The organism is Achromobacter sp. EB05, from assembly GCF_044232075.1.
Classification (GTDB): Bacteria; Pseudomonadota; Gammaproteobacteria; order Burkholderiales; family Burkholderiaceae_B; genus Achromobacter; species Achromobacter dolens.
Map to the genome: position 1 here is coordinate 2,064,323 of NZ_CP155917.1, position 26,399 is coordinate 2,090,721.

A 26,399-nucleotide genomic window follows, 5' to 3' on the forward strand; every position below is an offset into this window, starting at 1 on the left:
GATCGTTTTTTCCATGACTCACAACATCGCAGTCCTGCCGGGCGACGGCATCGGCCCCGAAATCGTCGAGCAGGCCGTGCGCGTCCTGAAGGCGCTGGACGTGCCGTTCGACATCAAGCAGGCCGCCGTCGGCGGCGCGGCGTTCGACGAGTTCGAGCACCCGCTGCCCCCGGCCACGCTGAAGCTGGCCAAGGAATCGCACGCCGTGCTGTTCGGCGCCGTCGGCGACTGGAAGTACGACAGCCTGCCGCGCGAATTCCGCCCCGAGCAGGCCATCCTGGGCCTGCGCAAGGCGCTCGGCCTGTTCGCCAACCTGCGTCCCGCCATCCTGTATCCCGAGCTGGCAAGCGCTTCGTCGCTCAAGCCCGAGATCGTGTCCGGGCTGGACATCCTGATCATCCGCGAACTGACCGGCGACATCTATTTCGGCACGCCGCGCGGCGTGCGCTCGTCGCCGGATGGCGCCTTCAGCGGCGAACGCGAAGGCTACGACACGATGCGCTACGCTGAATCGGAAGTGCGCCGCATCGCCCGCATCGGCTTCGAATCCGCCAGGAAGCGCAACAAGAAGCTGTGCAGCGTGGACAAGGCCAACGTGCTCGAGACCTCGCAGTTCTGGCGCGACATCGTCATCGAAGTGGCGCGCGAGTATCCGGACGTCGAGCTGTCGCACATGTACGTCGACAACGCCGCCATGCAACTGGTGCGCAACCCGCGCCAGTTCGACGTGATCGTCACCGGCAACCTGTTCGGCGACATCCTGTCGGACGAGGCCGCCATGCTGACCGGCTCCATCGGCATGCTGCCGTCGGCCTCGCTGAATGCCGGCGGCCAGGGCCTGTACGAGCCCAGCCACGGCTCGGCCCCGGACATCGCCGGGCAGGGCATCGCCAATCCGCTGGCGACCATCCTGTCAGCCGCCATGCTGCTGCGCTACTCGCTGAACCTGGCGCCGCAGGCCGACCGTATCGAAGCCGCCGTGCGCCGCGTGCTGGCCGATGGCCTGCGCACCGCCGACATCTTCGAACCCGGCACCACCAAAGTCAGCACCTCGGGCATGGGCGACGCCGTCCTCAAAGCCCTGGCCTGATGCCTGCAAGGGACGCGCCCTTGCGGCGCGGTCCCGATTCCAGGGGCCGCCCGCGGGGCGGCCCTTTTTTCATGCCGGTGTTGCCGCCGCGCCGCGAAAGCGGGTTGGCTTTCATTGTGGCCCCGTTTTTTCAAGCTGCGCCGCAACATCCCTGCGTGCATTCTGATAAATTGTTGGATTCCTGCACGTTTTTTCACCACACCTTGTCCCCACCTTTAAAGAGCGATTGAAATGAATCAAGCAGTAGGCCTTGTCGGCTGGCGCGGTATGGTCGGCTCGGTGCTCATGCAACGCATGCGCGACGAGAACGACTTCGCACTGATCGAACCGGTGTTTTTCTCCACCAGCAACGCTGGCGGCGCCGCCCCCACTTGGGCGACTGGCGCGGGCCCGCTGCAAGACGCCTACAACATCGACGCTCTGAAAAAACTGCCGATCATCGTGACGGCGCAAGGCGGCGACTACACCTCCGAGGTCTACCCGAAGCTGCGCGGCGCGGGCTGGAATGGCATCTGGATCGACGCCGCCAGCACGCTGCGCATGGCCGATGACGCCATCATCGTGCTGGACCCGGTCAACCGTCCCGTGATCGACGCGGCGCTCAAGCGCGGCGTGCGCAACTTCATCGGCGGCAATTGCACGGTCAGTTGCATGCTGATGGGCCTGGCCGGCCTGTTCAACAACGACCTGGTCGAGTGGATGACCACCATGACCTACCAGGCCGCCTCCGGCGGCGGCGCGCAGCACATGCGCGAGCTGCTGACCCAGTTCGGCGAGCTGAACCACGCCGTCAAGCCGCTGCTGGACGATCCGGCCTCGGCCATCCTGGAAATCGACCGCGGCATCCTGGCCAAGCAGAAGGACGCGGCGCTGCCCCACGAGCACTTCGGCGTGCCGCTGGGCGGCAGCCTGATCCCGTGGATCGACAAGGACCTGGGCAACGGCATGTCCAAGGAAGAGTGGAAGGGCGAGGTCGAGACCAACAAGATCCTCGGCCGCGGCGCCGCCTTCGGCACCGCCGCCACCCCGATCGACGGCCTGTGCGTGCGCATCGGCGCGATGCGCTGCCACAGCCAGGCGCTGACCATCAAGCTCAAGCGCGACCTGCCGCTGGACGAGATCGAAGCGCTGATCGCCCAAGGCACGCAGTGGGCCAAGGTGATTCCCAACACCAAGGAAGAAACCATCCGCGAGCTGACCCCGGTCGCGGTCACGGGCACGCTGGACATTCCGGTGGGCCGCCTGCGCAAGATGTCGATGGGCCCGCAATACCTGAGCGCCTTCACCGTCGGCGACCAGTTGCTATGGGGCGCCGCCGAGCCGCTGCGCCGCATGCTGCGCATCGCGCTGGCCGAAGCCTGAGGCCTGGCGGGCGGCGCATGCCGTCCTGCCCCGTAGGCCGCTTCGACAAAGGCACCCGCGGGTGCCTTTGTCGTTTGCAGCGTATCGGACCGGGCGCCAATGTGCCCGCCAGCCAACGCCGATGCGCCTTTCAGGTTTGTGAAACGCGCTCGATCCATTACACTTTTCCGGTGAATTGAGGCTTGTTCTCACGTAATGGCGATGAACAGGTCCCGCCCGAAAATCGACGATAAGAACGGAATTCCAGCTTATGACCCAGCGTTCGCGCCAAGTGAAGCATGCCCGCCGTTTGAAGGCCCTCCAGTGGGCGATCGCGCTGGCGATCGGCGCGGGCGCTTGCAGTCCGGCGTTGGCGATGCGGGTGGGGCATTCGCGGGTGGTGTCGGCGCCGGGCACGCCGTTGCAGGCGCTGGTCGGGCTGCAGGAACTGACGCCCGACGAGGTGTCGTCGCTGCGGGTGTCGGTGGCCGACGAAGCCGCCTGGCAACGCGCCGGCCTGAAGCCACCGGCGCCGCTGGCCAGTCTGGTGGTGCGGGTCGAGGATGGCCTGGACCCGACCCGCAAGAACCTGCGGGTGCGGTCGACGCAGGCGCCGGCGGGCGGCGCGGTCGACCTGCTGCTCGACATCAGTTCCAGTTCGGGCCAGCGGCAGGTGCAGGTCAGCATCCTGGTGCCGCTGCGCGGCGCGGGCGCCGACGTCACGCCGGCCGCCGTGGGCACGCCAGGCCGGGCGGGTGGCGCGGCGGGGGCGGTCAACGTCAAGTCGGGCGATACGCTGTTCGCCATCGCCCAGCGCAATGCGGTGCCGAACGCCTCGATCTACCAGATGCTGGTGGCGCTGTGGCGCGCCAATCCTGACGCCTTCATCCAGAACAACATGAATCTGGTGCGCGCGGGTCAGAAACTGGTGATCCCCGATGCGGCCACGGTCCGCGCGGTGGATCCGGCCGAAGCGCGCCGCATCTTCAATGAACATGCCGAGGCGTTCGCCCGCTACCGCGCGCGCATCGGCGCGGCGGCCGGCGCCAATCCGTCGGTGGTCAAGGGGCAGGACGCGGCGTCCGGCACGGTGACCAAGCCCGGCGACACCGGCGTGGCGAGCGCCTCGCCGCCGCAGGACCGGGTGCGCCTGTCCTCGGGCCAGGCGCAGGATGGCGCGGCGGCGCAGGCCGATGCGCAGGCGGATCAGCGCACGTCCAACCAGCGCGCCATGGCGGATGCCGAGGGGCGCGTGAATCAGTTGCAGAGCAACGTCGATGAATTGAACAAGGCCGTGGGCGGGCAGGGCGCGTCCGGGTCGGGCGGCGGCGCCTCTGGCGCTGCCGGGGCATCGGGCGCCACGGGGGCGACCGGCGCTGCTGGGGCCACGGGCGCGGCCGGAGCGGCTGGCGCTGCGGGGGCCTCGGGAGCAACGGGCGCATCGGGCGCCGCTGGAGCGACTGGCACGCCGGGCGCGACGGGTGCCGCTGGTGCGCCGGGGGCGACAGGCGCAAGCGGCGCCGCAGGTGCTCCTGGTCCGGCCGGCGCAAGCGGAACAGCAGGCGCTTCGGGCGCGACTGGCGCGACCGGCACGACAGGGACTTCGGGCGCATCGGGCGCGACAGGCGCCGCAGGGGCGGCCGGCGCCACGGGAATCGCGGGGGCCGCTGGCGCAACCGGCGCCACGGGCGCGGCAGGCACGCCTGGCGCCTCGGGTGCTCCAGGCGCCGCCGGTACCCCCGGCGCGTCGACGGCCGCCGCGCAACAAGACAAGGCGGCCGCGGATGCGGCGGCCAGCAACACCAAGGATAAGGATTTGACTTCTTCCATGCCGGCCTGGCTGGCCGACAATCTTCTCGTTATCGTCACCGCCGTCCTGGCGCTGATCGCCTTCGCCATCGCCTGGGTGCTGCGGCGCGCGGGTGCGCGGCGCGGCGACGATGACGAGGAAACCTACGCCTACAACGAGCCGGCGCTGGATACGGCGGCGTTGAACCGCAAGCTCGATTCCATCAGCCTCGACCTGGATGAGCCGCCCACGGACGAACCGCGCCCGGTCAGCGGTCCTCGGGTTTGAACGATGTCTAGAGTTGCATTGGGGCTGGCATACGACGGCTCCGCCTGGCAGGGTTGGCAGACCCAGCCGCACCGGCAGACGGTGCAGGACACATTGGAAGCCGCGTTGGCGCAGTTCTGCGGCGTGGCGGAGGCGGTACCCACCATTTGCGCCGGTCGCACCGATACGGGCGTGCATGGCGCGATGCAGGTGGTTCATCTGGACACGCTCCTGCAGCGCCGCATGGAGTCGTGGGTACGTGGCGTCAATGCGTTCCTGCCGCCGACCATTTCCGTACAATGGGCCAAGGCGGTGTCGGACGATTTTCACGCTCGCTTCTCCGCCCGTGCCCGCACCTACGTCTACCTGCTCTGGCGCGGGCGCGTGCGTCCGGCGCTGTGGGCCGGCCGCGCCGGCTGGTGCCACCACCCGCTCGATGTCGAGGCGATGCGCGCGGCCGCCGGCGCCTTGCTGGGCGAGCACGATTTTTCCAGTTTCCGTTCGTCGCAGTGCCAGGCCAAGCATCCGGTGCGCGTGATGCACCGGCTCGATATCGAAGAACGCGGACCGTTCCTGGTGTTCACGCTGCGCGCCAACGCGTTCCTGCATCACATGGTGCGCAACATCATGGGCGCGCTGCTGCAGATCGGCCAGGGCCGCGAGTCGGTGGACTGGATGGCGCAGTTGCTGTCGTGGCGCGACCGCCGGCGCGGCGCGCCCACTTTTTCCCCCGATGGCCTGTATCTGTCGGCCATCGAGTATCCGGACGAATTCGGCCTGGATGACCTGGACGGCGGGGCTGTGCTGCTGGCGCCCTTCACGCAGGCGCCGGGCAGCGCGTCCTAGCCGGACGCCGCGGGCGCCCACAGGAGGACTGTCTCATGCAACGCCGTGCGTTTTTGAAGCGAACCGCCCTGGGGGCCGCGAGCGGCGTGGTGATTGCCGCGCCCGTCTACGCGCAGGAAGCGCCTGCCGTCTCGTGGCGGCTGGCCTCCAGCTTTCCGAACGAATCACCGACCCTGTTCGCTGGCGCCGAGGACGTGGCGCGCTACGTCAGCGACGTCACCGATGGCAAGTTCCGCATCGAGATTTTCCCGGCCGGCGACCTGGTCGACGCCGGCCAGGTGCTGGACGCGGTCCAGCATCGCATCGTCGACTGCGGCCACACCGCGTCGACGCGCTTTTTCGACACCGATCCCGCGCTGTGCTTCGATGCCGGCGTGCCGTTCGGCCTGAACACCCGGCAGATGAATGCCTGGATGCTCCAGGGCGAAGGGCTGGCGTTGACGCGGGTACTGTTCGACAAATACGGCATCCTGAACTTTCCCTGCGGATTCACCGGCGCGCAGATGGGAGGCTGGTTCCGGGGCGAGGTCAAGACGCTGGACGACCTGCGCGGCCTGAAGATCAAGGCAGGCGGCTTTGCCCGCCAGGTGCTGGCCCGCATGGGCGCCGAGCCCGTCGACCTGCCCATCGCGGAGACTTACGCGGCGCTGGAGCAGGGCGGCGTCGACGCCGTGGCCTGGATCGGTCCGCACGACGACGAGAGCCTGGCGCTCTACAAGGTCGCTCGGAACTACTATTTTCCCGGCTGGTGGGCGGGCACGTTGCAGTTGTCGCTCTACGTGAACCAGGCCGCGCATGACGAGCTGCCCAAGGCCTACCAGGCGGCGCTCGGGTTGGCCTCGCAGATGGCCAGCGCCAACATGATCGCCAAGTACGATGCCGGCAACCCCGATGCGCTGCGCCGATTGGTGCAGCGCGGCGCGCAGCTCAAGGCCTTTCCCAAACCGATGCTGCAGGCCGCGCATGAGGCCGCGCTCAAGCTCTATCAGGAATTGAGCGCCAAGGACCCCATGTTCAAGAAGCTGTACGAGAGCATGACCGCCTTTCGTGACAGGGACATTCCCTGGTTTCGCGTGGCCGAGGGCGGATTCGATTCGCTCATGGCCAACCTGGCGCAGCCGGGAGGGTAAGGCCCGGCGGGTTGCCTTGACCCGGCAGGCGTCGGGGCGCGGGCCGGCTCGCCTTATACTGACCGCATCCGTCGCGCTGGGCGACGCAAGCGATGAACTCCATGCGCACACGCATCAAGATCTGCGGCCTGACCCGCGAAGAAGACATCGACGCTGCCGTCTCAGCCGGCGTCGATGCGATCGGTTTCGTCTTCTATCCCAAGAGCAAGCGCTATGTCACGCCGACCCGCGCCGCGCAACTGCGCCGCGCCGTGCCGGCCTTCGTCGACGTGGTGGCGCTGTTCGTGAATCCCGATCCGGCCGATGTGCAGGCCGTGCTGGACGAGGCCGGTCCGGAACTGCTGCAGTTCCACGGCGATGAGACGCCGCAGCAGTGCGCCCGCTATGGCCGCCGCTATCTGCGCGCGTTTCGCGCGGGCGCGCCGGGCCTGGCGACGCCCGAGGACCTGGCCTCCTATTGCCGCGCCTATGGCGAAGCGGCCGGCTGGTTGTTCGACAGCTACAGCGCGGGTTATGGCGGCAGCGGCCATGGCTTTGACTACAGCCTGCTCGCCGACGTGAAGGCCGATTCCGTGTCCCGTCCGCTCATCCTGTCCGGGGGGCTGAACCCCGACAACGTCGCCGCCGCGGTGCAATCCGTGCGGCCGTGGGCGGTCGATGTGAGCAGTGGCGTCGAAGTCGAGCAAGGAATAAAAAGTTCTGATAGAATCTCGTTCTTCGTTGCTGCGGTGCATGCCGCAGACGCGAAGAGATAGGAAGTTTGTAGTGCTGGCGGGTGCGTGGAAATACGTTTTCGAGCCCGGCCGATGCGTTTGAAGATAATGCGAGTGAACGCTCGCGACGCTTATGAAACGCAATAAAAACAGCAAAAAATCTGAAAAGACGATTTGCAGAGTTTAAAAAAGCACTATATAATTCTTCTTCTTTGCAGGCGGTTAGCTCAGCTGGTTAGAGCGCCACGTTGACATCGTGGAGGTCGTTGGTTCGATTCCAATACCGCCTACCAAATTCCTGCAAAGTGAGTGCGTGATAGAGCTAGTCATGCACCACCTGAAAAGCCGCGATAGTCTGAGACTTTCGCGGCTTTTTGCTTTTTGCCTGGATATTTCCCGCCTCGTCCCGCGACGGCGGCAATATCAATCACGTGATTATCGAGCCCGCTTCGTCGAGCCCGCTTTGTCGAGCCCGCTTTGTCGAGATTTACCGATAAAGAAGGATGGCCGCCGGTCAACAGGGATTTTTCGATGCGCATGGGTCGTGCCGCTGGCAAATACGCTGTCGGCCCAATACGCTGTCGGCCCAATGCGCTGCCGGCCAAATGCGCTGTCATCGGGGCAACGCTCCGCTCGTGAGTTTCGCCGCAAGTTCCATGTTGATGCTGCGGATCCATCCCGGAATCAGGAAGGCATCCACGATCGCCCAGGCGCTGACGGCGAGCAGCATGATGAAACCCACGCCGAGCACGCTGAGCGCGATGCCCAGCAGTGTCAGGATGACCATGGCGCCAGCGCTGGCGGCCCTGCCGGTATAGAAGCGATGACCGCCAAAGCCGCCCAGGAAGAACCACAGCAGATAGGCCACGCCGACGCTTTTACGATTGGCGTCGTACATCATGGTTTGCAGGGCGGGATTGTTCACGTTATCTCCGGAAAGAACCTGGGCGCGTTTTGAACGGCGCGATTTGAATTGGCGTTTGGTCGGATCCACGCCGCGTCAAATGATTGGTTCTTTCTTCATGGCCTGCCATATAAGGGGACCATATTTCGGACCCGCAGACAGTCCGGGGATAACGTGCGCCAGGGTTGTCATTCAATCCGGCGCGCGTTGGCCGTTCAGCGCGTCCGCAAACAGCGCCCCGCCATTTCCATGTAGTGTCCCAGCCTCGGCGTCGATAAACCGACCACCTTGGCCTGGTCATCGTAGCGACGCAGCCGCACGGCATCCAGGGCGTGCGGCTGGGTGGCGAAGGCTTCGGCCTGGACCGGCGTGAAGACGCCGCCTTGCAGTTCGAGGCTTTGCACGGATGCTGGCGACAATGTATTCAGGTAGGCCGGCTCGATCGCGCCCAGGTAGCGCTTGGCGGCGACGTGCAGGCGCACCGGGGTGGTGACATCGTCGCCGAACAGGGGGGCCAGGGCGTCGGCGGCGATTTCCTGGTGCCGCATGTCGGCGGTGATGCTCTCGGCGAGCATGAGGTGGCCGATGTCATGCAGCAGCGCGGCGACGATCACGGCTTCGGGCTCCCCGGCCTGCTCGGCCAGTTGCGCGCATTGCAGCGCGTGCTCGGTCTGGCTGATGGCCTCGCCGCCGTAGTAAGCGGCGCCGTGGTGGGCGAACAGGTTCTCGATGATGGGCAGGGTGAGCATGGGATGCCTTCGTGGACAGGGAGCGAGCGACGATATCGCTCCCTGGTGACATCTAGATGACTAGAGCGCGCCGGGCGCAATCCAGCCGCGCCGGTTTCGGTGATAGTCTTGGGCCTCACCAGGGGGAATCAATGCGCGTCTTACCGTTCAAGCTTGCCGTCGCGAGCGCCTGCCTGTCGCTGTCGGGATGCGTGGCCACCGCGCCGGTCGCGCAGCAGCCGCGCGCGGACGAGATTCCGATGTATGGCGGTGTCGATCGTTCCGCGCCGGCGGTGAAGGCGGCGGATGACAAGCTGATCGCGGACGCGACGAGCGCCTTCGGCTCGCGCGCCAGCGCGGCGCAGGCGTGGGTGGAGCAGGGCTTCCGGTTCTACCAGGCGGACCAACTGGGCATGGCCACGCGGCGCTTCAACCAGGCCTGGCTGATGAATCCGGACAATCCCGGCGTCTACACGGGATTCGCGGCGGTGCTGCACGACCAGGACAGGTTCTGCGACGCGATGAAAATGATGGAGAAAGCGCTGGTCCTGAAGCCGCCGTCGTTCCGTGGCATCTATGCCGATGCCGGACGCATCGCCGCGCGTTGCGCGGCGCAGGATCCGACGTTGACCGGCCCGGAGCGCGCGGCCATGATCGCGCGTTCGGATGCCCTGTATCGCAATGGCGAGCGGGTGGAGCCGGACAAGGGCTATCTGTACTACTCGTGGGCCACGGCGTACTACTGGAACGGCCAGTACGCGGATGCCTGGACCATGGTCGCCAAGGCGCGGCAGGCGGGCGGGCGCGGCAATCCGCAGTTCCTGGAGATGCTGCGGGCGAAGATGCCGGAGCCCGCGCAGCACTGACGGCGTCGTGGCGCGCGCATGCAACTGCGTTATCCTGCACCTCATCATGATGAGAGCACTGTGGCTGATCCTGGGTTGCGTGATGCTGGCGCTGGGCGTGATTGGCGCCTTCCTGCCGGTGATGCCGACGACGATTTTCCTGATCCTGGCGGTGGGTTGCTTTTCGCGTTCGTCGCCGCGCCTGGAGCGTTGGCTGCTGGACAGTCCGACGTATGGGCCGTCGCTGCGCGCCTGGCGCGAACAGGGCGCGGTGTCGCGCAAGGGCAAATGCTATGCGTCGCTCGGCATGGCGGTGGGTTATGGCCTGTTTTGGTGGGGCGCGAAGCCGTCGCTTTGGCTTGCATCCGGCGTGGGGCTGTTTTTCCTTGCAAGCGCCGCTTATGTGCTGACGCGTCCCCGGCCGCAATCGCTTGATTCCGAAATGAAAACCCGCGTCGATCGGGATGGCCCGGCGGCAGGCGCCTGAGGCCTTATTGAAAGCTGGCGACGCGCGTAACGCGTCGAAACCAACCTGACTTTGCCGCCTGCCTTGGCGGGTGTCTTTCTCTGCTTAAATGGCTTGCAGCGCCGCCGGGCCGGCGGGTGTGTCGCCCGCCCGGCCCTGTGGGCGCGCGAGGAAGATCCATGCATATCAAACGACGAGAACTCCTGTTGGCCGGCCTTTCAAGCGCCGCGTTGGGCATGATGACCGAACCAGCGATGGCCATCGCCGCGCCCAGCGGCCAGCAAAGCATCGACCTGTGGCCGGACAATCGCGCACCCGGCGGACCCGGTCCGCAAGAGGCCGAGAAGGTCAGCGCCAAGGGCTCGGTCACGCGGGTGTCGCGGCCACGGCTGGTGGTGTACCGGCCGGAGCGTCCCAACGGTAGCGCGATGCTGGTGATCGCGGGCGGCGGCTATGCCCACATCGAGCGGGGCACGGAAAGCACACCCGCCAGCCTGTGGCTGCAGTCGCAGGGCGTGACCGCCTTTGAACTGGTGTACCGCCTGCCCGGCGAGCATTGGCCCGCCGTGGCGCCGCTGCAGGACGGCCAGCGCGCCATGCGCGTGATCCGCGCGTCGGCGCAGGCGTTCGGCCTGGATACCGGACATATTGGCGTGCTGGGGTTTTCCGCGGGCGGCCATCTGGCGGGCATGACCGCCGCCACCCCGGGCGTGGCGCGCTACCAGCCGGTCGACGAGGCCGACAAGCTGTCGTCGAGGCCCGACTTTGCCGGGCTGATCTATCCGGTGCTGACGTTCATGCCGCCGTTCGACCATACCCATGCGCGCCGTTCGATCGTCGGCGACCACCCCTCCGCCGAGCAGAGCGCGGCGTTCTCGGTGGACCATCTGGCGACGGCGCTGATGCCGCCGACCTTCCTGGCGCAGGCGCAGGACGATCCGATCGCGCCGGTGGACAACAGCCTGCTGATGTTCGGCGCGTTAAGGCGCCTGGGCGTGCCGGCCGAGATGCATATTTTCGCGGCCGGCAAGCACGGCTGGGGCATGGGCAAGCCGGACTCGCTGGTGCATGCGTGGCCCGCCCTGTTCACGCAATGGGCGGCGTTCAATCAGTTCTTCAAGGCTTGACGCCCGCTGTCAGTGCGAGTGGCGCGGGTCGCCGCGGGTCTCGACCACCTTGAGGTACAGCGTCGCCGGCTCCAGGCAGCCGCCGGTGGACAACTGGCCCACCAGTTGCCGGTAGAGTTCCTGCCACGGCGTCTGCGCCGCTGGCGGCTGATAGGGCGGGTCCTGCCGGCGCCGTTCCATTTCGGCCTCGTCCACCAGCGCGATCACGCTGCGCTGGTTCAGGTCGACGCGGATGCGGTCGCCGGTGCGCAGCAGGGCCAGGCCGCCGCCTACCGCGGCCTCGGGCGACATGTTCAGGATCGACGGGCTGGCCGAGGTGCCGCTCTGGCGGCCATCGCCCAGGCAGGGCAGCGAGTCGATGCCGCGCTTGATCAGATGCGACGGGGGCGCCATGTTGACGACCTCCGCGCTGCCCGGATAGCCGACGGTGCCGGCGCCGCGGATGACCAGAATGCAGTGTTCGTCGATGTTCAGCGCGGGGTCCTCGATGCGCGCGTGGTAATCCTCCGGGCCCTCGAACACGATGGCGCGCGCCTCGAAGGCGTTCTCGTCGCCGGGCGCGGACAGATAGGCGCGGCGGAACGCTTCGCCCACCACCGACATCTTGATGACCGCGCTGTCGAAGAAATTGCCGGAAAGCACGATGAAGCCGGCGCGATGCTTGAGGGGCGCGTCGCAGCCACGGATGACGTCCGTGTCGTGCGTCTTGGCGTTGGCCGCGATTTCGCCCATGGTCTTGCCGGACACGGTGGCGCATTCGGCGTGCAGGCGGCCGGCGACCAGCAATTCGTGCATCACGGCGGGGACGCCGCCGGCGCGGTGGAAGCCTTCGCCCAGGTGTTCGCCGGCGGGCACGCAGTTCACCAGGAGCGGCACGTCTTCGCCCAGCCGCTGCCAGTCGTCCAGGCTCAGGTCGATGCCGGCATGGCGCGCCATGGCGATCAGGTGCGGCGGACAGTTGCTGGACGCGCCCAGCGCCGAGGCCACGACAATCGCGTTTTCGAAGGCCTCGCGCGTCAGGATATGGGACGGGCGCAAGTCCTCGCGCACCATGTCGCAGATGCGCAGGCCGGTGGCGTAGGCCATCTGACCGCGTTCGCGATAGGGCGCCGGGATGCTGGCGCAGGTGGGCAGCGACATGCCCAGCGCCTCGGCCAGCGAGTTCATGGACAGCGCAGTGCCCATGGTGTTGCAGTGGCCCACCGACGGCGAAGACGCCGTGGCCAGCGTCATGAAACCCTCGTAGTCCAGCTTGCCCGCCGCCATCAGGTTGCGGGCGTGCCAGATGACCGTGCCGGAGCCGACCCGTTGGCCGTCGTGCCAGCCGTCCAGCATGGGGCCGCCCGACAGCACGATGGCGGGAATGTCGACGGTGGCCGCCGCCATCAGGCAGGCGGGCGTGGTCTTGTCGCAGCCGGTGGTCAGCACCACGCCGTCCAGCGGATAGCCGTGCAGGATCTCGACCAGGCCCAGGTAGGCCAGGTTGCGATCCAGCGCCGCGGTCGGGCGGCGGCCCTGTTCGGCCAGCGGATGCACCGGGAACTCCATCGGGATGCCGCCGGCATCGCGGATGCCGGCCTTGACGCGCTCGGCCAGCGCCAGGTGGTGGCGGTTGCAGGGCGCCAGGTCGCTGCCGGTCTGGGCGATGCCGATGATGGGGCGGCCCGATTGCAGTTCCTGGCGCGTCAGGCCGTAGTTCAGGTAGCGCTCGACGTAGATCGCCGTCATGTCGGCGTGGGCGGGATCGTCGAACCATTTCTGGCTGCGCAGCTTGCGGGGGGTGTCGGTCATGGGGTGCCTCGTGTGCTTCTGTGATGCGTGGCGCGCCAGCGGGCGCGCCGGGGACCTAATTGCGTGCCTTGCTGATCTCGGTGTTCAGTTGCCGGACCAGGTCCGGGCCGAGTTCCTGGGTGTACTTGTCGACCACGGGCTGCACCTTCTCGCGCATCCGCGCCACCTCCTCGGGCGACACGGTGTTGATCTTCATGCCGGCCTTTTCCAGCGTGCCCATCGCCTTGAGCGAATCGGCGCGGCTGTCCTTGCGTTCGAAGTCGCGCGAGGCTTCGGCGGCCTGGCGCACCAGCTTTTGTTCGTCGGGCGACAGCTTGTCCCACCATTTCTTGGATGCCATCACCACCCAGGGCGTGTAGACGTGGCGGGTGATGGTCAGATAGGGCTGCACCTCGTAGAACTTGCTGCTCTGGATGGTGGTGATGGGGTTTTCCTGGCCATCGACCGTGCGCGTTTCCAGCGCCGTGAACAATTCCGAGAACGGCATCGGCACCGCGTTCGCGCCCAGGGTGTTGAAGACGCCCAGCGCGATCTGGTTCTGCATCACGCGCAGTTTGATGCCTTGCATGTCCTCGGCGCGCACGATGGGGTGCTTGGAGTTGGTCATGTTGCGAAAGCCGTTTTCCCAATACACCAGCCCCACCAGGCCCTTGGCTTCCAGCTTCTTGAGCAGGTCCTGCCCAAGCTGCCCATCGAGCACCGCATCGGCTTCCTTTTCGCTGTTGAACAGGAACGGCAGGTCGAACACGCCGAATTCCTTGACCATGCCGGCCAGCGGCGCGGTGGAGCCGACCATCATTTCCTGCGCGCCGCCGACCAGCGCGCCCTGCATCTGTTCGTCCGAGCCGAGGTTGGCCGAGCCGAAGGTCTTCATCTTGAGCTTGCCGCCGCTGATCTTCTCCAGCTCCTGCGCCAGATGGCGCGCGGCGCGGCCCTGCACGCTGTCCTCGTTCAGGCCGTAGCCGAAGCGGATCAGGCGCGGCTTGACGTCGGCGGCCGCGGCGGCCCCGGCGAAGGCGCAGGACAGCGCCGTGGCCAGCACGATGAGGCGGGTCTTGAAACGGATGTTCATGGTTGTTCCTCCTTGGCTTCTTCTGAATGGCGCCGGGTCGGCGCCTCTGTGTACGGGCCTCAGTGCATCCAGCTCGCGGGGACGGTGATCAGTTCGGGGAAGATCACCAGCAGTACCAGCAGCAGCGTGTAGGCCACGACGTAGCGCCACACGCCCCTGCAGATGGTTTCCATGTTGATGCGGGCGACGCCGCAGACCACGTTGAGCACGGTGCCGACCGGCGGCGTGAGCAGGCCGACGCAGCCCACCATGACGAACATGACGCCGAAATACACCGGGTCGATGCCGGCCTGGGTGACGACCGGCATGAGCACCGGCGCCAGGATCAGGATGGTGGGCGTCAGGTCCATGACCGTGCCGACCAGTGTCAGCAGCACCAGCAGCGCGAACATCAGCAGCTTGGGATGGTCCAGCACCGGTTCCAGCAGCGCGATCAGGTCCTGCGGCATGTCGGCCAGGGTGATCATGTAGGACGAGACCATGGCGGCGGCCACCAGGAACATGACCACGGCGGTGGTGCGGGCGGCGTTGATGAACAGCGGCAGCAGGTGGCGCAGGCCGATCTCGCGGTAGACGAACAGGCTGATCAGCAGCGCGTAGACGGCGGCCACCACCGCCGCTTCGGTGGGGGTGAAGATGCCGCCGCGCAGGCCGCCGATGATGATGACGGGCAGCAGCAGCGCCCAGGCCGATTCGCGCAGCGCCCGCAGCCGGGCGCTCCAGGGCTGGCGCGGCGCGGGCTTGATGGCGCCGTGCTTGCGCGCCACCCAGGTCCACACCGCCACCAATGTCATGCCCATCATCAGGCCGGGGGCGATGCCGGCGAAGAACAGCTTGGTGATGGAGACGTTGGTGGCGACGCCGAAGATGATGAACGAGATCGACGGCGGGATGATCGGCGCGATGATGCCGCCTGCGGCAATCAGCCCCGAGGCCTGGCCGGCGTCGTAGCCTTTCTCGCGCAGCATCGGGATCAGCAGCGATCCGAGCGCGGCGGCGTCGGCCACGGCCGAGCCGGAAAGCGCCGCCAGCAGCACGCTGGCGAAGATCGCGACGTAGCCCAGCCCGCCCTGGATATGGCCGACGAACATGCTGGCCAGGTTGACGATGCGGCGCGAGATGCCGCCGGCGTTCATCAGTTCGCCGGCCAGCATGAACAGCGGCACCGCCATCAGCGTGAAGCTGTTGGCGCCCGACAGCATGTTCTGCGCCAGGATCTGGGTGTCGAAGAAATCGAGTTGGAACATCATGGCGATCGCGCTCAATAGCAGCGCGAACGCGATCGGCATGCCCAGGGCGATGAAGCCGAGCAGCACCAGCAGGAAGACGGTCAGGATCATGTGGGCGGGTCCGAGCGAGGGGCGGGGAAGGGTCAGACCAGCGGGTCTTCGGGGCTGGATTCGGCGGGCAACGGGCCCCCGGCCAGCACGCGGATCAGGTCGACCAGGGTCAACAGCCCCATCGCGACGGCTGCATAGAGCGCGGCGGCGTTGAATACCGCCAGCGGCATCCCGGTCACCGGCAGGCGGGTGTCCAGGCCGATCACGGTCTGTGCCCAGCCGCCATCGGCCAGCAGCCACAGCATCCACAGCACCAGCAATTGGCAGACGACGTGCGAGACACGGCGGGCGGCGGGGCCGAAGCGGTCCACCAGCATCGTGACGCCGATGTGCTGGTGGTCGCGCAACGCCAGCACCGAACCCAGGAAGATCATCCAGACGAAGGCCAGGCGGGAGATTTCGTCGGACACGTTGATGCCGGAATTGAACAGGTAGCGCATGGCGACATTGCCGAACAGCAACACCACCATGACCACCAGGCAGGCGGCCATCAGCCAGGTCTGCAACCTGGCGCACCAGTCGGCCGCGCGCGCCAACGGGGCGACGCCGGGCCGCCCCTTGGGGGAACCATGCATGCTTGTCTCCTCTCCGTTTTCCGGAATTCTTATGGATATCGCGAGGCTGATGTTAGCGCTAACATTTTTGGTTTGGCAAGCCCCGATCTTTAGGTCAGACTACGTGCTCGCCAACCGCTCAGAACGGCCGATGTCCATCCGAAAGCCCCGCAGCACCCGCGCCGGGCGCGTGACCATGCAAGAGGTTGCGCGCCGTGCCGGGGTCAGCGCGATCACCGTGTCGCGCGCCTTGCGCACCCCCGACAAAGTGGCCGAGGCCGTGCGCCAGCGCATCGCCGAGGTCTGCCAGGAACTCGGTTACGTGCCCAACCACGCGGCCAGTGCGCTGGCGTCGGCGCGCTCGCAGACCATCGTGGTGCTGATCCCGTCATTGAGCAACGTGGTGTTCGTCGACATCATCAGCGGCATCAAGGAAGTGCTGGACGAGCAGGGCTACCACCTGCTGATCGGCGTCACCGGGTATTCGCCCGATGCCGAGGAGGTGTTGCTGCGCAAGTACCTGCAGCACCTGCCCGATGGCCTGATCCTGACCGGCATCGACCACAACCCGGGGGTCTGGGAACTGCTGCGGGCGCAGTGCATGCCCACGGTCCACACCATCGAGACGCTCGAAGGCAGCGACGGCATGAGCGTCGGGTTTTCTCAGTTCGAGTCTGGCTACGCCGCCGGCCGTCACCTGGTCGAACGCGGCCGCAAGCGCATCGGCATCGTCGGCGCCCAGCTCGATCCGCGCTCGCTGCGGCGCTGCGAAGGCTGCCGGCAGGCGTTGCGCGACGCCGGCCTGTACGATCCGGCGCTGGAGATCATGACGCCCGAGAAGTCGTCGATCGCGCTGGGGGCGGCGCTGCTGGAAACGCTGCTGGCCGGACATCCCGATTGCGACGCGGTGTTTTTCTGCAATGACGACCTGGCGCAGGGCGCGGTGTTCCAGTGCGGCCGCCTGGGCGTGAGCGTGCCGGACCAGATGGCGCTGGTCGGCTTCCATGATTTCGCGGGCACGGCCTGGACCACGCCGCCGCTGTCGACCATCGCCACGCCGCGCTACGAGATCGGCCGCGAGGCGGCGCTCTTGCTGATGCGCCACCTGGCCGGCCAGCCCATCGAGCAACCCCACATCGACCTGGGCTTCACGCTGGTGCGGCGCGAAACCACCTGATTCCGCCTCAGCCGGCGCGGCGCAGCGCCAGGAACACGCCGGACGCCATGATCATGGCGATGCCGGTCAGCGCCAGCGCGTCGGGCGGACGCTGGAACCAGAAGGTGCTGAAGGCCACCGCCAGCAGCAATTGGAAGTAGTTCAGCGGCGCCAGCGTGGCCGCCGCGACGCGTTGGAACGCGGCAATGAGCAGGATCTGCGCCAGTCCGCTGCAGGCGCCCAGGCCCACGATCAAGGCCATGTCCGTCAGGTCGGGCCAGCGATCCGGCAGGAAGAACGGCGCGGGCAGGGCGGTGACAATCAGGCAGATGAAGGCGGTGTAGGCGTATTGCACCGGTCCGGCCACCTTGCCAGACAGCTTGCGGGTCAGCACCTGGAAGATGGCGTAGCTGATCGCCGAGACCGCCATCAGCAGCGTGCCCAGCGCAGGCAGATCGGCGCCCGGCCGCACGATCAGCAGCATGCCGGCGAAGCCGGCCGCCACCGCCATCCATTGCACCGGCCGCACCCGTTCGCCCAGCAGCCAGGGCGACAGCGCGACCATGATGAGGGGCGAGGTGAAGTAGATCGCCGTGGCCTCGGACAGCGGCATCCAGATCAGCGCCGTCATGAAGCAGGTGCCGACGGTGGCCAGCATCAGGCCGCGCAGGATCAGCAGGGGCTTTTGCGGCGCGGCGCGCAGGTCGGGCCAGCCATGGCGCCACAGCAGCCCCAGCGCCAGCGTCGCCACGGCGAGATAGCGCATGATGTTCAGGAACGGCGCCGGGTAGCGCATCAGCATCTGCTTGGAGCCGGCGTCGAAAGTGGCGAAGGCCACCAGCGCCGCGAAGAACAGCAGGATGCCGGCCCGCCGTGAACCGGCGGCCGGGATGGCGCCGGGCGCCGTGGCGGAGGTGATGGCCATGGCGGGGTTCAGGCGCGGGCCAGGCCTTGCAGGAATGCGTCCAGCGCCGGGCCGATGGCCTGCACCATGTAGCCGCCTTCCTGCACCACCACCGTGGGCACGCCCAGGCTGGCCACGCGCGCGCCGATGTCGCGGTAGGCGTCGATGTCCAGTTTCAGGACGCTGATGGGATCGTCCTTGTAAGTGTCGAACCCCAGCGCCAGCACCAGCGCCTGCGGCCCGTAGCCGGCCAGCGCCGCCAGCGCCGTGTCCAGCGTCCGCAGGAACGGGTCGTTGCCGGCGCCGTGAGGCAGCGGCAGGTTGAGATTGCAGCCTTCGCCGGCGCCGTGGCCGCGTTCGTGCGCATAGCCGGTGTAGAACGGGTAGTAGCCGGCGGGATCGGCATGCAACGACACCGTCATGACGTCGGCGCGCTGGTAGAAGATGTTCTGGGTGCCGTCGCCATGGTGCGCGTCGACGTCCAGCACCGCCACTTTGGACCAGCTCTGCAACAGCCGGGCGGCGGCGGCCGCGCTGCTGTTCAGGTAGCAGAAGCCGCCGGCGCGGTCGCGATGGGCGTGATGGCCCGATGGCCGGCACAGGGCATAGGCCGCGCCGCCGCTGGCGGCCACGTGCTCGGCCGCGGCCACCGCGCTGTGGGTGGAGCGCAGCGCCGAGCGCCAGGTGTGCGGGCCGATGGGGCAGGACAGGTCGCTCAGGTAGTAGCCGGTCTGCGCCACGATCGACGGCGACGGGCAGGGGCCGCGCCCGGCCGCTTCGACGCGGCCGCTGTAGTAGGGCGACAGGTTCGGCAGCACTTCGGGGCCGGGGTCGACGCCCGGGGCCTTGAGCGCCTGCCAGCGGGCGAAGGCGGTTTCCAGGTAGTCCAGGTAGTCCGCGCTGTGGATGGCCTCGAGCGGCTGGCGGCCGTAGTCGGGCGGCGTCTCGACCGCGATGCCGCGGGCGGCCAGCGCGCCTTGCAGGCTGTGGGCGCGAGAGGGCAGGTCGGTGGGGGCGCTGATGCGGCCCAGCCGCATGAACTGCTGGGGGGTGTGCAGCAGTTGTTCTTCCGAGAAAAACGCCTTCATGGTGTTCCTTTGCGCGTCAGTGCGAGCAGCCGCCGGCGGGGGCTTGCCCCGGCTGCTTGATCTCGATCTCGACGAACACGAATTCGGTGTCGCCCGGGTTGATGACGTTGTGTTCCACGCCCACCGGCCGGTAGTAGGACACGCCGGTGGTGAGCTGGCTGGTGACCTGGCCGTTGGGCGTGTCCAGCAGCAGCGGGCCGGTGGTCTGCGGCACCACCACGTAGTTCATGCCGTGGCGGTGCCAGCCGGTTTCACCGCCGGGCGGAAAGCGCCATTCGGTGACGGTGACCTGCTCGTTGTCGATCTGGACGGTGGGCACGGCGGGCGGGCGTTGCATGCGAGTCTCCTGGTTGGGGTGCCGCGAGCGTCGCGGCGGGTCATGCGGTTCACGCCGCGGCCTGCGCCTGGGTCGGATCCCAGTGCTGGCCAGGCACGGCGGCGATGAGTTGTTGCGTGTAGGCGTGCTGCGGGTTGTCGAAGATCTGGCTGGGCGATCCGTATTCCACCACTTTGCCCCGGTGCATGACCAGCACCGAATTGCAGATCTGGGCGGCCACGCGCAGGTCGTGGGTGATGAACACCAGCGCGATCTTCAGCCGCTGCTGCAGGTCGTGCAGCAGTTGCAGCACCTGCGCCTGCACCGACACGTCCAGCGCCGATACCGATTCGTCGGCCACCAGCACCTTGGGCTCCAGCGCCAGGGCGCGGGCGATGCCGATGCGCTGGCGCTGGCCGCCCGAGAACTGGTTGGGGTAGCGGTCGAACGCCGACGGGTCCAGACCCACCAGCGACAGCAGCTCGCGCACGCGGGCCTCGGCCTGGGCGCGCGGCACGCCGTTGGCGACCGGGCCGTCGCTGATGATGCGGCCCACGGTATGGCGCGGGTTGAGCGACGCGAAGGGATCCTGGAAGATCATCTGGATGTCCTTGCGCAGCGGCCGGAAGCGCGACTCCGGCATGGCGGCGATGTCCTGGCCATTGAAGATCAATTGGCCGCCGTTGATGCCGACCAGCTTGAGCAGGCACTTGCCGATGGTCGACTTGCCCGAGCCGGACTCGCCGACGATGCCCAGCGTCTCGCCGCGCCGCACGCTGAAGCTGACGCCGTCGACCGCATGCACCTCGCGCTTGCCGCCCAGCCAGCCATGGCCGACGACGTAGGTCTTTCTCAGGTCCTTCACCTCCAGCACCGGTTGTTCCGGCGTGGCGGCGGCGCGTTCCTCGCCGCGGCGGTGCGGCACCGCGGCGATCAGGCGCTGGGTGTAGGGATGGCGCGGGCGGTTCAGCACCTCCTCGGCCGGGCCCTGTTCGACCAGCACGCCTTTTTCCATCACCGCCACCCGGTGCGCGATCTCGGCCACCACGCCGAAATCATGGGTGACGAACATCACGCCCATGCCCTTTTCCTTCTGGATGCGGGCGATCAGCGCCAGGATCTGGGCCTGGGTGGTGACGTCCAGCGCGGTGGTCGGCTCGTCGGCGATCAGCAGCGCCGGTTCCAGCGCCAGCGCCATGGCGATCATGACGCGCTGGCGCTGGCCGCCCGACAGGCGGAAGGGGTACACGTGGTAGAGCGTGGCCGGATCCGGCAGGCCGACGAAGGCCAGCAGTTCCAGCGTGCGCCGCATGCGTTCCGGACCGGGGTAGGCGTTGTGGACGCGCATGACCTCGTTGATCTGTTCGCCCACCGTCATCAGCGGATTCAGCGCCGACAGCGGTTCCTGGAAGATCATGGCCATGTCCTTGCCGCGCATGCCTTGCAGGGTGGCTTCGTCCTGGCGCAGCAGGTCGGTGCCGCGGAACAGGATGCGGCCCTGTTGCGGCGTCAGGTAGTCGGGCAGCAGGCCCATGATGGCGTTGGCGCTCATGGACTTGCCCGAGCCGGACTCGCCGACGATGCAGAGGATCTCGCCGGCGTGGATGTCGTATGACACGTCCTGCACCGCGAACGGGCGGTCGCCGCCGCGGGGCAGGGCGATGCTGAGGTTCTGGATGGACAGCAGGGGCGGGGAAGCGTTCATGCCGGTCTCCTATTCGCCGCGCTTGCGCAGTTGCGGGTTGAGGGCGTCGTTCAGGCCTTCGCCGATCAGGTTGATCGCCAGCACGGTCAGCAGGATGGCCACGCCCGGCCACACGCTCATCCACCAGGCTTCGCGGATCATGGTGCGGGCCGCGCCGATCATGAAGCCCCAGCTCATCTCGTTGCGGTCGCCCAGCCCCAGGAAGGACAGCGATGATTCGGTCAGGATGGCGGTGGCCACCATGAACGAGGCCGAGACGATGATGGGCGACATGGCGTTCGGCAGGATCTGCGTGCCGACGATGCGCGCCGGCGTCTGGCCGATGACGATGGCGGCCTGCACGAATTCGCGCTGCTTGAGCGTCATGAACTCGGACCGAACCAGCCGTGCCGCGGGTGGCCAGGACACCACCGCGATCGCGCCCATGATGGAATACATCGACGGCCCGAGGATCGCCACCAGCACCACCGCCATCGCCAGTTGCGGGATGGTCTGGAAGAACTCGGTGAAGCGCATCAACGCGTCGTCGACCCGGCCGCCGCAGTAGCCGGCGATGGCGCCAACGACGATGCCGAACACCAGCGCCACGGCGGTCGACAGCAGGCCCACCATCAGCGAGACCCGCGCGCCCCACACCAGGCCGGCGGTGATGTCGCGGCCCAGCATGTCGGTGCCGAACGGGTAGGCGGCGTCGGTGAAGGGCGGAATCAGCGGATCGGCCACCATCATCCAGGGCGAATCCTCGTACAGCAGCGGCGCGGCCAGCGCCACGATCACCACGGCCAGCACGATGGCCAGTCCGGCCACTGCGCCGTAGTTGCGCATATAGCGTCGGGCGAATTGCTTCATGCCGCGGCTCCTTGTTGCGCGCCCGCGCTGATGCGCGGATCGATCAGGCGGTACAGCACGTCGGTCAACAGGTTGAACACCACCACCATGATCGAGGTCACCAGGAAAATGCCCAGCAGCAGCTGGTAATCGCGTTGCAGCAGCGCGTCGAACATCAGTCGGCCGATGCCGGGCCAGGCGAACACGGTCTCGGTCAGCACCGCGCCGCCGGCCATCTGGCCCAGCTGGATGCCAGCGAAGGTGATCACCGGCAGCAGCGCGTTGCGCAGCACGTGGGCGCGGATCACGCGGCCGGGGCTGACGCCCTTGGCGCGCGCGGTCTTGACGAAGTCCATGCCGATCACCTCCAGCATCGAGGCGCGCGTCAGGCGCACGTACACCGCCATGAAGAAGCAGCCCAGCGTCACCGTCGGCAGGATCAGGTGCTGCGCGATGTCGGCCGCGCGTGCCCAGCCGGTCAGGCCGGCGCCCACGGTTTCCATGCCGAAGGCCGGCAGCCAGCCCAGCACCACCGAGAACAGCAGGATGCCCATCAACGACAGCCAGAACAGCGGCGTGGCATACAGCAGCAGCGCGCCCGTCATGACCGAGCTGTCGATCCAGCGGCGTTTGTTGCGGTAGCGCGCCTTGGCCGCGACCACGCCCAGCAGCACGCCCAGCACGATCGAGAAGACGAAGGCGCAGGACATCAGCAGGAAGGTGGCGGGCAGGCGTTCGACGATCAGGTCCAGCACCGGAACATGGTTGCGGTAGGAAAAGCCCAGGTCCAGCTGGACCACGCCCTTCAGGTACAGGAACAGCTGCGTCAGCACCGGCTTGTCCAGTCCGAACGCGACGCGCAGTTGCTCGACGTAGGCGGCATCGCCCGCGCCGGCCTGGCCCGCCAGCACGGCGGCGGGGTCGCCGGGCGCCAGGCGGATCAGGAAGAAATTGATGATGACCACGCCCAGCACGACCACCAGGGCCTTGCCGATGCGTGAAACCAGGAAAGACAGGAATTTCATGCTCAGGGTCCTCCGTGGACGGGCGCGGACGTCCGTCGCGCGGCCGGGCGCCGCAAGCGAGCCGGGGTTGGCTGCGCTTGCGGCTTGCGGCGCTTACTTCTCGATGTAGACGTCGTCGAACGATTCGTTCAGGCCGATGGCCGTCTTGACCAGGTTCTTGACGTTGGCGCGATACAGCGTGGGGAACTCCATGTCCACCAGGAAGCCGTTGGCGACTTCATTGACCAGCGTGGTCTGCAGTTGCGTGTAGAGCGCCTGGCGTTTGGCCGGGTCGACCTCGGACGCGGCGGCTTCCCACTGCTTGTCGGTCTCGGGGTTGCTGTAGCCCTGCACGTTGGCGAACGGCGATCCCTTGACGATGTTGGACGAGATGTACAGGCGCTGCACGCCCAGCGCCGGATCGCCGTACTGGTAGGTGAAGTTGGTGGTCAGGTCGAAGTCCCAGTTGCCGGTGCGGCTGGCCCAGCCGCCGGCATCGGTCGATTCCAGGTTGACCTTGAAGCCCAGCTGCTCGAGCGCCTGCTTGGTGTATTCGCCCAGGCGGTCCCAGGTCGAGCCGTACGGGAAGCTCAACTGGCGGATGGTGTAGTCGCCGGGCTTGATGCCCGATTCCTTGATCAGCGCGCGCGCCTTCTTCATGTCGAACGGCATCGGCGGCATGTTCTTGTCGTAGAACATCTCGGTGGTCACGAACGGGCTGGTCGAGACCTTGCCCAGGCCGAAGAAGATGTTGTTGACCACCATGTTGCGGTTGATCGCGGCCATCACCGCCTGGCGCACCTTCAGGTTGTCGAAGGGCGGCTTGCGCATGTTGAAGATCAGGTAGGCCTGGGGCGAGAACATCTCCCAGCCGGCCGTCGTGTACTCGACCTTGGGCAGGGCGCGCAGGCGCTTGATGTCGACGTTGTCGACGTCGCCGCCGCGCAGCACGTCGACGCTGCCGCGTTCGAACGCCACCGCGCGCGAGGCCGCGTCGGGGATCACGTTGAACACCAGCTCATCCAGGTAGGGCTTGCCGGGTTTCCAGTAATCGGGGTTGCGCGCCAGCTTGATGTATTCGCCGCGCTTCCATTCCTTGAACATGAACGGGCCCGTGCCGATCGGTTTCTGGTTGGCCGGGTTGGTCATGTAGTCGGTGCCGGCGTAGATGTGCTTGGGCATCATCGGCGCGAAGCCCGGCTCGAACATCAGCATGAAGGCCGGGAACGGCGACTTCAGCTTGATGACCACGGTCTTCGGGTCGGTGGCCTGCACCGAGTCGACGAACTTGTTCAGGATCACGCGGGCCCGCGCATGGGTCTTGGGCAGCATGTCCGACAGGGTGAAGACCACGTCGTCGGCGGTGAACGGCTTGCCGTCGTGCCACTTGACGTTGTCCTGCAGGTGGAAGGTGTAGGTCAGGCCGTCGCTCGAGGCCTCCCACGACTTGGCCAGGCCCGGTTGCGGCTTGAGGTCGGTGGTGTAGGTCAGCAGGCTTTCATAGATCTTGCCGGCGACGAACTGCGTCGGACCCTGCTGGTTGATGGCCGTGACGATCACGGGCGGCTCGGGCTGGACGATCATGTTGAGCGTGCCGCCCTTGGTCTGGGCCAGCGCCTGCGTGGCGGGCAAGGCGGCCGCCAGGATCAGGGCGCCGATGCTGAGGGAGAACCAAGTCTTCGATTTCACTGCGAGCCTCCGGGCTGGAAGAGGGTTGTCAGGTGGCCGCGCGTCACGCGGCGTGTGCCGGCTATGACAAGCAAACCTCGTGCCACCTGTTTCTCGGGGAACTGCGGGGTGGAGCTGCTACAACAATGCTGCGTATGAGTGCAGAGACGGCGCCGCGCACCAATGCGGCGATAGACGAGGTGCACGGCGGCCGCGCTATTGGGTGATGTCGATCCAGGTGGTTTTCAGGTCGCTGTACTTGTCCAGCGCGTGCAGCGATTTGTCGCGGCCGAAGCCCGACTGCTTGACACCGCCGAACGGGACCGTGATGTCGCCGTCGGCATAGCAATTGACCCACACCAGGCCGGCGCGCAGGCGGCGCGACAGGCGATGCGCGCGGCCCAGGTTGGCGGTCCACAGGCCGGCGCCCAGGCCATACGAGGAATCGTTGGCCAATGCGATGGCTTCGTCTTCCGTACGGAAGCGCTGCGCCGCCAGCACCGGGCCGAAGATCTCCTCGCGGATCAACGCGCTGGAGGCGTCGGCGCAATCGAAGATGGTGGGCTCGATATAGAAGCCGCCGCTGTCGGTGTGCAACTGGCGTCCGCCGATGCGCAGCGTCGCGCCCTCGGCCTGGCCGGCCGCGATGCGCGCCATGACCGAGCGCGTCTGGCGCTCGTCGACCATGGCGCCCAGCGCCGTGGCCGGATCCAGCGGATTGCCCGGCCGCATCTCGGCGGCATGCCGGGCCACTTTCTCCATGAAGGCGTCGTAGATGGCGTCGTGCACGTAGAGGCGCGAGCCGGCGATACACACTTCGCCCTGGTTCGAGAAGATCGCCAGCGCGGCGATCAGCGCGGCGCGGTCCAGGTCGGGGCAGTCCTCGAAGACGATATGGGGCGACTTGCCGCCGCATTCGAGCCACACGCGCTTCAGATTCGATTCGCCCGAATAGCTCATGAAGCGCTTGCCGGTTGCGGTCGAGCCGGTGAATGCCACGCAGTCCACGTCCGGATGCAGGCCCAGCGCGCTTCCCGCCACCGGGCCCGTGCCGGGCACCACGTTGAACACGCCCGCCGGGATGCCGGCCTGCTCGGCCAGCGCCGCCAGCCGCAATGCGCTCAACGACGACTGCTCGGCCGGCTTGAGGATCACGCTGTTGCCCGCGGCCAGTGCCGGCGCGACCTTCCAGGCCGCCATCAGCAGCGGATAGTTCCAGGGAACCACGGCGGCCACCACGCCGAGGGGTTCGCGCGTGACCGTGGCCAGGGCATTGCCGCCCGTCGGCGCGATCTCGTCGTAGCGCTTGTCGATGGCCTCGCCATACCAGGCGTAGCAATGCGCGGTTTCGGGCAGGTCGAAGGCCAGCGCGTCGCGGATCGGCTTGCCCATGTCCAGGGTCTCGATCAGCGCCAGCTCTTCGCTGTGTTCCGTGATGAGCTGCGCCAGTCGCACCAGGCGCGTCTTGCGCTCGCGCGGCGCCAGGCCGGACCAGACGCCGGCCTCGAAGGCGCGGCGGGCGGCCGCCACGGCGCGGTCGACATCGGCCTTGCCGCAGGCGGCCACATCGGCCAGCTTGCGGCCGTCGATCGGGCTGGTTGCCGCGAAGGTGGCGCCGTCGGCGGCGTCGGCGTAGGCGCCATCGATGTAGGCCTGGCCGCGCAGCGTCAGCGCAGCGGCGCGGGCTTGCCAGTAGTCGAGGGTATGCAGGGTCATGACGAGGTCCT

At 67.4% G+C, this 26,399-nt stretch carries 25 protein-coding genes and 1 tRNA gene; 11 read left to right on the forward strand and 15 right to left on the reverse strand.

The features are described from left to right. Positions 1-13 precede the first annotated feature (13 nt). The 7 genes from leuB to AAID08_RS09505 all read left to right on the forward strand — a co-directional run bounded on the left by leuB (position 14) and on the right by AAID08_RS09505 (position 7,469). Positions 14-1,090 (forward strand): 3-isopropylmalate dehydrogenase, encoded by a 1,077-nt coding sequence (gene leuB / locus AAID08_RS09475; protein WP_054503886.1) that lies wholly within the window; start codon positions 14-16, stop codon positions 1,088-1,090. A 231-nt stretch (positions 1,091-1,321) separates the two neighbouring features. Beyond that, on the forward strand, positions 1,322-2,452 hold the full coding sequence (asd, locus tag AAID08_RS09480) for an aspartate-semialdehyde dehydrogenase (RefSeq protein ID WP_049075090.1): 1,131 nt from the start codon (positions 1,322-1,324) through the stop codon (positions 2,450-2,452). Positions 2,453-2,702: 250 nt separating this feature from the next. Beyond that, positions 2,703-4,508: a FimV family protein gene (locus tag AAID08_RS09485; RefSeq protein WP_395757556.1), complete on the forward strand. Its 1,806-nt coding sequence runs from the start codon at positions 2,703-2,705 to the stop codon at positions 4,506-4,508. A 3-nt stretch (positions 4,509-4,511) separates the two neighbouring features. Then, on the forward strand, positions 4,512-5,333 hold the full coding sequence (truA, locus tag AAID08_RS09490) for a tRNA pseudouridine(38-40) synthase TruA (RefSeq protein WP_064523274.1): 822 nt from the start codon (positions 4,512-4,514) through the stop codon (positions 5,331-5,333). A 35-nt stretch (positions 5,334-5,368) separates the two neighbouring features. After that, positions 5,369-6,463, forward strand: coding sequence for a TRAP transporter substrate-binding protein (locus tag AAID08_RS09495; protein ID WP_395757557.1), 1,095 nt, complete (start codon positions 5,369-5,371; stop codon positions 6,461-6,463). Between the two features lie 101 nt (positions 6,464-6,564). Further along, complete coding sequence (locus AAID08_RS09500) at positions 6,565-7,218, forward strand: phosphoribosylanthranilate isomerase (protein ID WP_254603868.1); 654 nt, start codon at positions 6,565-6,567, stop codon at positions 7,216-7,218. A gap of 174 nt (positions 7,219-7,392) precedes the next feature. Beyond that, positions 7,393-7,469: transfer RNA gene (locus AAID08_RS09505), tRNA-Val, on the forward strand. 33 nt (positions 7,470-7,502) lie between these two features. On the opposite strand, the gene AAID08_RS09510 is transcribed toward AAID08_RS09505, so the two are convergent. The 3 genes from AAID08_RS09510 to AAID08_RS09520 form a co-directional block, all read right to left on the reverse strand. Next, the gene (locus AAID08_RS09510) at positions 7,503-7,715 is read right to left on the reverse strand and encodes a hypothetical protein (RefSeq protein WP_395757558.1); all 213 of its coding nucleotides are present in this window, start codon (positions 7,713-7,715) and stop codon (positions 7,503-7,505) included. Between the two features lie 74 nt (positions 7,716-7,789). After that, complete coding sequence (locus tag AAID08_RS09515) at positions 7,790-8,101, reverse strand: TM2 domain-containing protein (RefSeq protein ID WP_231132860.1); 312 nt, start codon at positions 8,099-8,101, stop codon at positions 7,790-7,792. 194 nt (positions 8,102-8,295) lie between these two features. Then, on the reverse strand, positions 8,296-8,829 hold the full coding sequence (locus AAID08_RS09520; protein WP_054503881.1) for a phosphonate degradation HD-domain oxygenase: 534 nt from the start codon (positions 8,827-8,829) through the stop codon (positions 8,296-8,298). 131 nt (positions 8,830-8,960) lie between these two features. On the opposite strand from AAID08_RS09520, the gene AAID08_RS09525 reads away from it, so the two are divergent. From AAID08_RS09525 to AAID08_RS09535, 3 genes are all read left to right on the forward strand, one after another. Next, entirely contained in the window at positions 8,961-9,674 is a 714-nt protein-coding gene (locus tag AAID08_RS09525; protein ID WP_054503880.1) for a hypothetical protein, read from the forward strand. Positions 9,675-9,756: 82 nt separating this feature from the next. After that, positions 9,757-10,140: a YbaN family protein gene (locus AAID08_RS09530; protein WP_395757559.1), complete on the forward strand. Its 384-nt coding sequence runs from the start codon at positions 9,757-9,759 to the stop codon at positions 10,138-10,140. A 158-nt stretch (positions 10,141-10,298) separates the two neighbouring features. Beyond that, positions 10,299-11,246 carry an alpha/beta hydrolase gene (locus AAID08_RS09535; protein ID WP_144655222.1) on the forward strand — a complete coding sequence of 316 codons (948 nt, stop codon included), beginning with the start codon at positions 10,299-10,301 and terminating at the stop codon, positions 11,244-11,246. A 9-nt stretch (positions 11,247-11,255) separates the two neighbouring features. On the opposite strand, the gene AAID08_RS09540 is transcribed toward AAID08_RS09535, so the two are convergent. Genes AAID08_RS09540 through AAID08_RS09555 form a run of 4 tightly spaced genes read right to left on the reverse strand, consistent with a single transcriptional unit; the run spans position 11,256 to position 16,024 of the window. After that, positions 11,256-13,037, reverse strand: coding sequence for an IlvD/Edd family dehydratase (locus tag AAID08_RS09540; RefSeq protein WP_054503878.1), 1,782 nt, complete (start codon positions 13,035-13,037; stop codon positions 11,256-11,258). Positions 13,038-13,092: 55 nt separating this feature from the next. Beyond that, the gene (locus tag AAID08_RS09545) at positions 13,093-14,109 is read right to left on the reverse strand and encodes a TRAP transporter substrate-binding protein (protein WP_116793102.1); all 1,017 of its coding nucleotides are present in this window, start codon (positions 14,107-14,109) and stop codon (positions 13,093-13,095) included. Positions 14,110-14,168: 59 nt separating this feature from the next. Next, a complete protein-coding gene (locus tag AAID08_RS09550; RefSeq protein WP_054503876.1) occupies positions 14,169-15,449 on the reverse strand; it encodes a TRAP transporter large permease in 1,281 nt (426 codons plus the stop codon). 32 nt (positions 15,450-15,481) lie between these two features. Then, positions 15,482-16,024: a TRAP transporter small permease gene (locus AAID08_RS09555; protein ID WP_116793103.1), complete on the reverse strand. Its 543-nt coding sequence runs from the start codon at positions 16,022-16,024 to the stop codon at positions 15,482-15,484. Positions 16,025-16,154: 130 nt separating this feature from the next. On the opposite strand from AAID08_RS09555, the gene AAID08_RS09560 reads away from it, so the two are divergent. After that, positions 16,155-17,180 carry a LacI family DNA-binding transcriptional regulator gene (locus AAID08_RS09560; protein ID WP_269873631.1) on the forward strand — a complete coding sequence of 342 codons (1,026 nt, stop codon included), beginning with the start codon at positions 16,155-16,157 and terminating at the stop codon, positions 17,178-17,180. A 7-nt stretch (positions 17,181-17,187) separates the two neighbouring features. Here the strand turns inward: AAID08_RS09560 and AAID08_RS09565 are convergent, their stop codons facing one another. The 8 genes from AAID08_RS09565 to AAID08_RS09600 all read right to left on the reverse strand — a co-directional run bounded on the left by AAID08_RS09565 (position 17,188) and on the right by AAID08_RS09600 (position 26,388). Next, a complete protein-coding gene (locus AAID08_RS09565) occupies positions 17,188-18,084 on the reverse strand; it encodes a DMT family transporter (protein ID WP_395757560.1) in 897 nt (298 codons plus the stop codon). A gap of 8 nt (positions 18,085-18,092) precedes the next feature. Further along, the gene (locus AAID08_RS09570) at positions 18,093-19,151 is read right to left on the reverse strand and encodes a histone deacetylase family protein (protein ID WP_395757561.1); all 1,059 of its coding nucleotides are present in this window, start codon (positions 19,149-19,151) and stop codon (positions 18,093-18,095) included. 16 nt (positions 19,152-19,167) lie between these two features. After that, positions 19,168-19,488: a cupin domain-containing protein gene (locus AAID08_RS09575; RefSeq protein WP_269873626.1), complete on the reverse strand. Its 321-nt coding sequence runs from the start codon at positions 19,486-19,488 to the stop codon at positions 19,168-19,170. Between the two features lie 49 nt (positions 19,489-19,537). Further along, positions 19,538-21,172, reverse strand: coding sequence for an ABC transporter ATP-binding protein (locus tag AAID08_RS09580; RefSeq protein ID WP_269873625.1), 1,635 nt, complete (start codon positions 21,170-21,172; stop codon positions 19,538-19,540). A gap of 9 nt (positions 21,173-21,181) precedes the next feature. Further along, positions 21,182-22,021, reverse strand: coding sequence for an ABC transporter permease (locus AAID08_RS09585; protein WP_006387977.1), 840 nt, complete (start codon positions 22,019-22,021; stop codon positions 21,182-21,184). Continuing rightward, positions 22,018-23,025 carry an ABC transporter permease gene (locus AAID08_RS09590; protein WP_006387978.1) on the reverse strand — a complete coding sequence of 336 codons (1,008 nt, stop codon included), beginning with the start codon at positions 23,023-23,025 and terminating at the stop codon, positions 22,018-22,020. Before AAID08_RS09590 ends, AAID08_RS09585 begins: the two co-directional genes overlap by 4 nt. A gap of 93 nt (positions 23,026-23,118) precedes the next feature. Continuing rightward, positions 23,119-24,693, reverse strand: coding sequence for an ABC transporter substrate-binding protein (locus tag AAID08_RS09595; RefSeq protein WP_054503869.1), 1,575 nt, complete (start codon positions 24,691-24,693; stop codon positions 23,119-23,121). 195 nt (positions 24,694-24,888) lie between these two features. Further along, on the reverse strand, positions 24,889-26,388 hold the full coding sequence (locus AAID08_RS09600; protein ID WP_064523307.1) for an aldehyde dehydrogenase: 1,500 nt from the start codon (positions 26,386-26,388) through the stop codon (positions 24,889-24,891). Positions 26,389-26,399: the final 11 nt, after the last annotated feature.

Bases quoted from the DNA above. Each gene is read 5' to 3' on its own strand.
- AAID08_RS09495 (WP_395757557.1), top strand. From the start codon at position 5,369: ATGCAACGCCGTGCGTTTTTGAAGCGAACCGCCCTGGGGGCCGCGAGC.
- AAID08_RS09560 (WP_269873631.1), top strand. From the start codon at position 16,155: ATGTCCATCCGAAAGCCCCGCAGCACCCGCGCCGGGCGCGTGACCATG.
- AAID08_RS09575 (WP_269873626.1), bottom strand. From the start codon at position 19,488: ATGCAACGCCCGCCCGCCGTGCCCACCGTCCAGATCGACAACGAGCAG.
- AAID08_RS09555 (WP_116793103.1), bottom strand. From the start codon at position 16,024: ATGCATGGTTCCCCCAAGGGGCGGCCCGGCGTCGCCCCGTTGGCGCGC.
- AAID08_RS09550 (WP_054503876.1), bottom strand. From the start codon at position 15,449: ATGATCCTGACCGTCTTCCTGCTGGTGCTGCTCGGCTTCATCGCCCTG.
- AAID08_RS09525 (WP_054503880.1), top strand. From the start codon at position 8,961: ATGCGCGTCTTACCGTTCAAGCTTGCCGTCGCGAGCGCCTGCCTGTCG.
- AAID08_RS09530 (WP_395757559.1), top strand. From the start codon at position 9,757: ATGCTGGCGCTGGGCGTGATTGGCGCCTTCCTGCCGGTGATGCCGACG.
- AAID08_RS09535 (WP_144655222.1), top strand. From the start codon at position 10,299: ATGCATATCAAACGACGAGAACTCCTGTTGGCCGGCCTTTCAAGCGCC.
- AAID08_RS09590 (WP_006387978.1), bottom strand. From the start codon at position 23,025: ATGAAATTCCTGTCTTTCCTGGTTTCACGCATCGGCAAGGCCCTGGTG.
- AAID08_RS09510 (WP_395757558.1), bottom strand. From the start codon at position 7,715: ATGCGCATCGAAAAATCCCTGTTGACCGGCGGCCATCCTTCTTTATCG.
- AAID08_RS09565 (WP_395757560.1), bottom strand. From the start codon at position 18,084: ATGGCCATCACCTCCGCCACGGCGCCCGGCGCCATCCCGGCCGCCGGT.
- AAID08_RS09545 (WP_116793102.1), bottom strand. From the start codon at position 14,109: ATGAACATCCGTTTCAAGACCCGCCTCATCGTGCTGGCCACGGCGCTG.
- asd (WP_049075090.1), top strand. From the start codon at position 1,322: ATGAATCAAGCAGTAGGCCTTGTCGGCTGGCGCGGTATGGTCGGCTCG.
- AAID08_RS09585 (WP_006387977.1), bottom strand. From the start codon at position 22,021: ATGAAGCAATTCGCCCGACGCTATATGCGCAACTACGGCGCAGTGGCC.
- AAID08_RS09540 (WP_054503878.1), bottom strand. From the start codon at position 13,037: ATGACCGACACCCCCCGCAAGCTGCGCAGCCAGAAATGGTTCGACGAT.
- leuB (WP_054503886.1), top strand. From the start codon at position 14: ATGACTCACAACATCGCAGTCCTGCCGGGCGACGGCATCGGCCCCGAA.
- AAID08_RS09580 (WP_269873625.1), bottom strand. From the start codon at position 21,172: ATGAACGCTTCCCCGCCCCTGCTGTCCATCCAGAACCTCAGCATCGCC.
- AAID08_RS09600 (WP_064523307.1), bottom strand. From the start codon at position 26,388: ATGACCCTGCATACCCTCGACTACTGGCAAGCCCGCGCCGCTGCGCTG.
- AAID08_RS09485 (WP_395757556.1), top strand. From the start codon at position 2,703: ATGACCCAGCGTTCGCGCCAAGTGAAGCATGCCCGCCGTTTGAAGGCC.
- AAID08_RS09570 (WP_395757561.1), bottom strand. From the start codon at position 19,151: ATGAAGGCGTTTTTCTCGGAAGAACAACTGCTGCACACCCCCCAGCAG.
- truA (WP_064523274.1), top strand. From the start codon at position 4,512: ATGTCTAGAGTTGCATTGGGGCTGGCATACGACGGCTCCGCCTGGCAG.
- AAID08_RS09520 (WP_054503881.1), bottom strand. From the start codon at position 8,829: ATGCTCACCCTGCCCATCATCGAGAACCTGTTCGCCCACCACGGCGCC.
- AAID08_RS09500 (WP_254603868.1), top strand. From the start codon at position 6,565: ATGCGCACACGCATCAAGATCTGCGGCCTGACCCGCGAAGAAGACATC.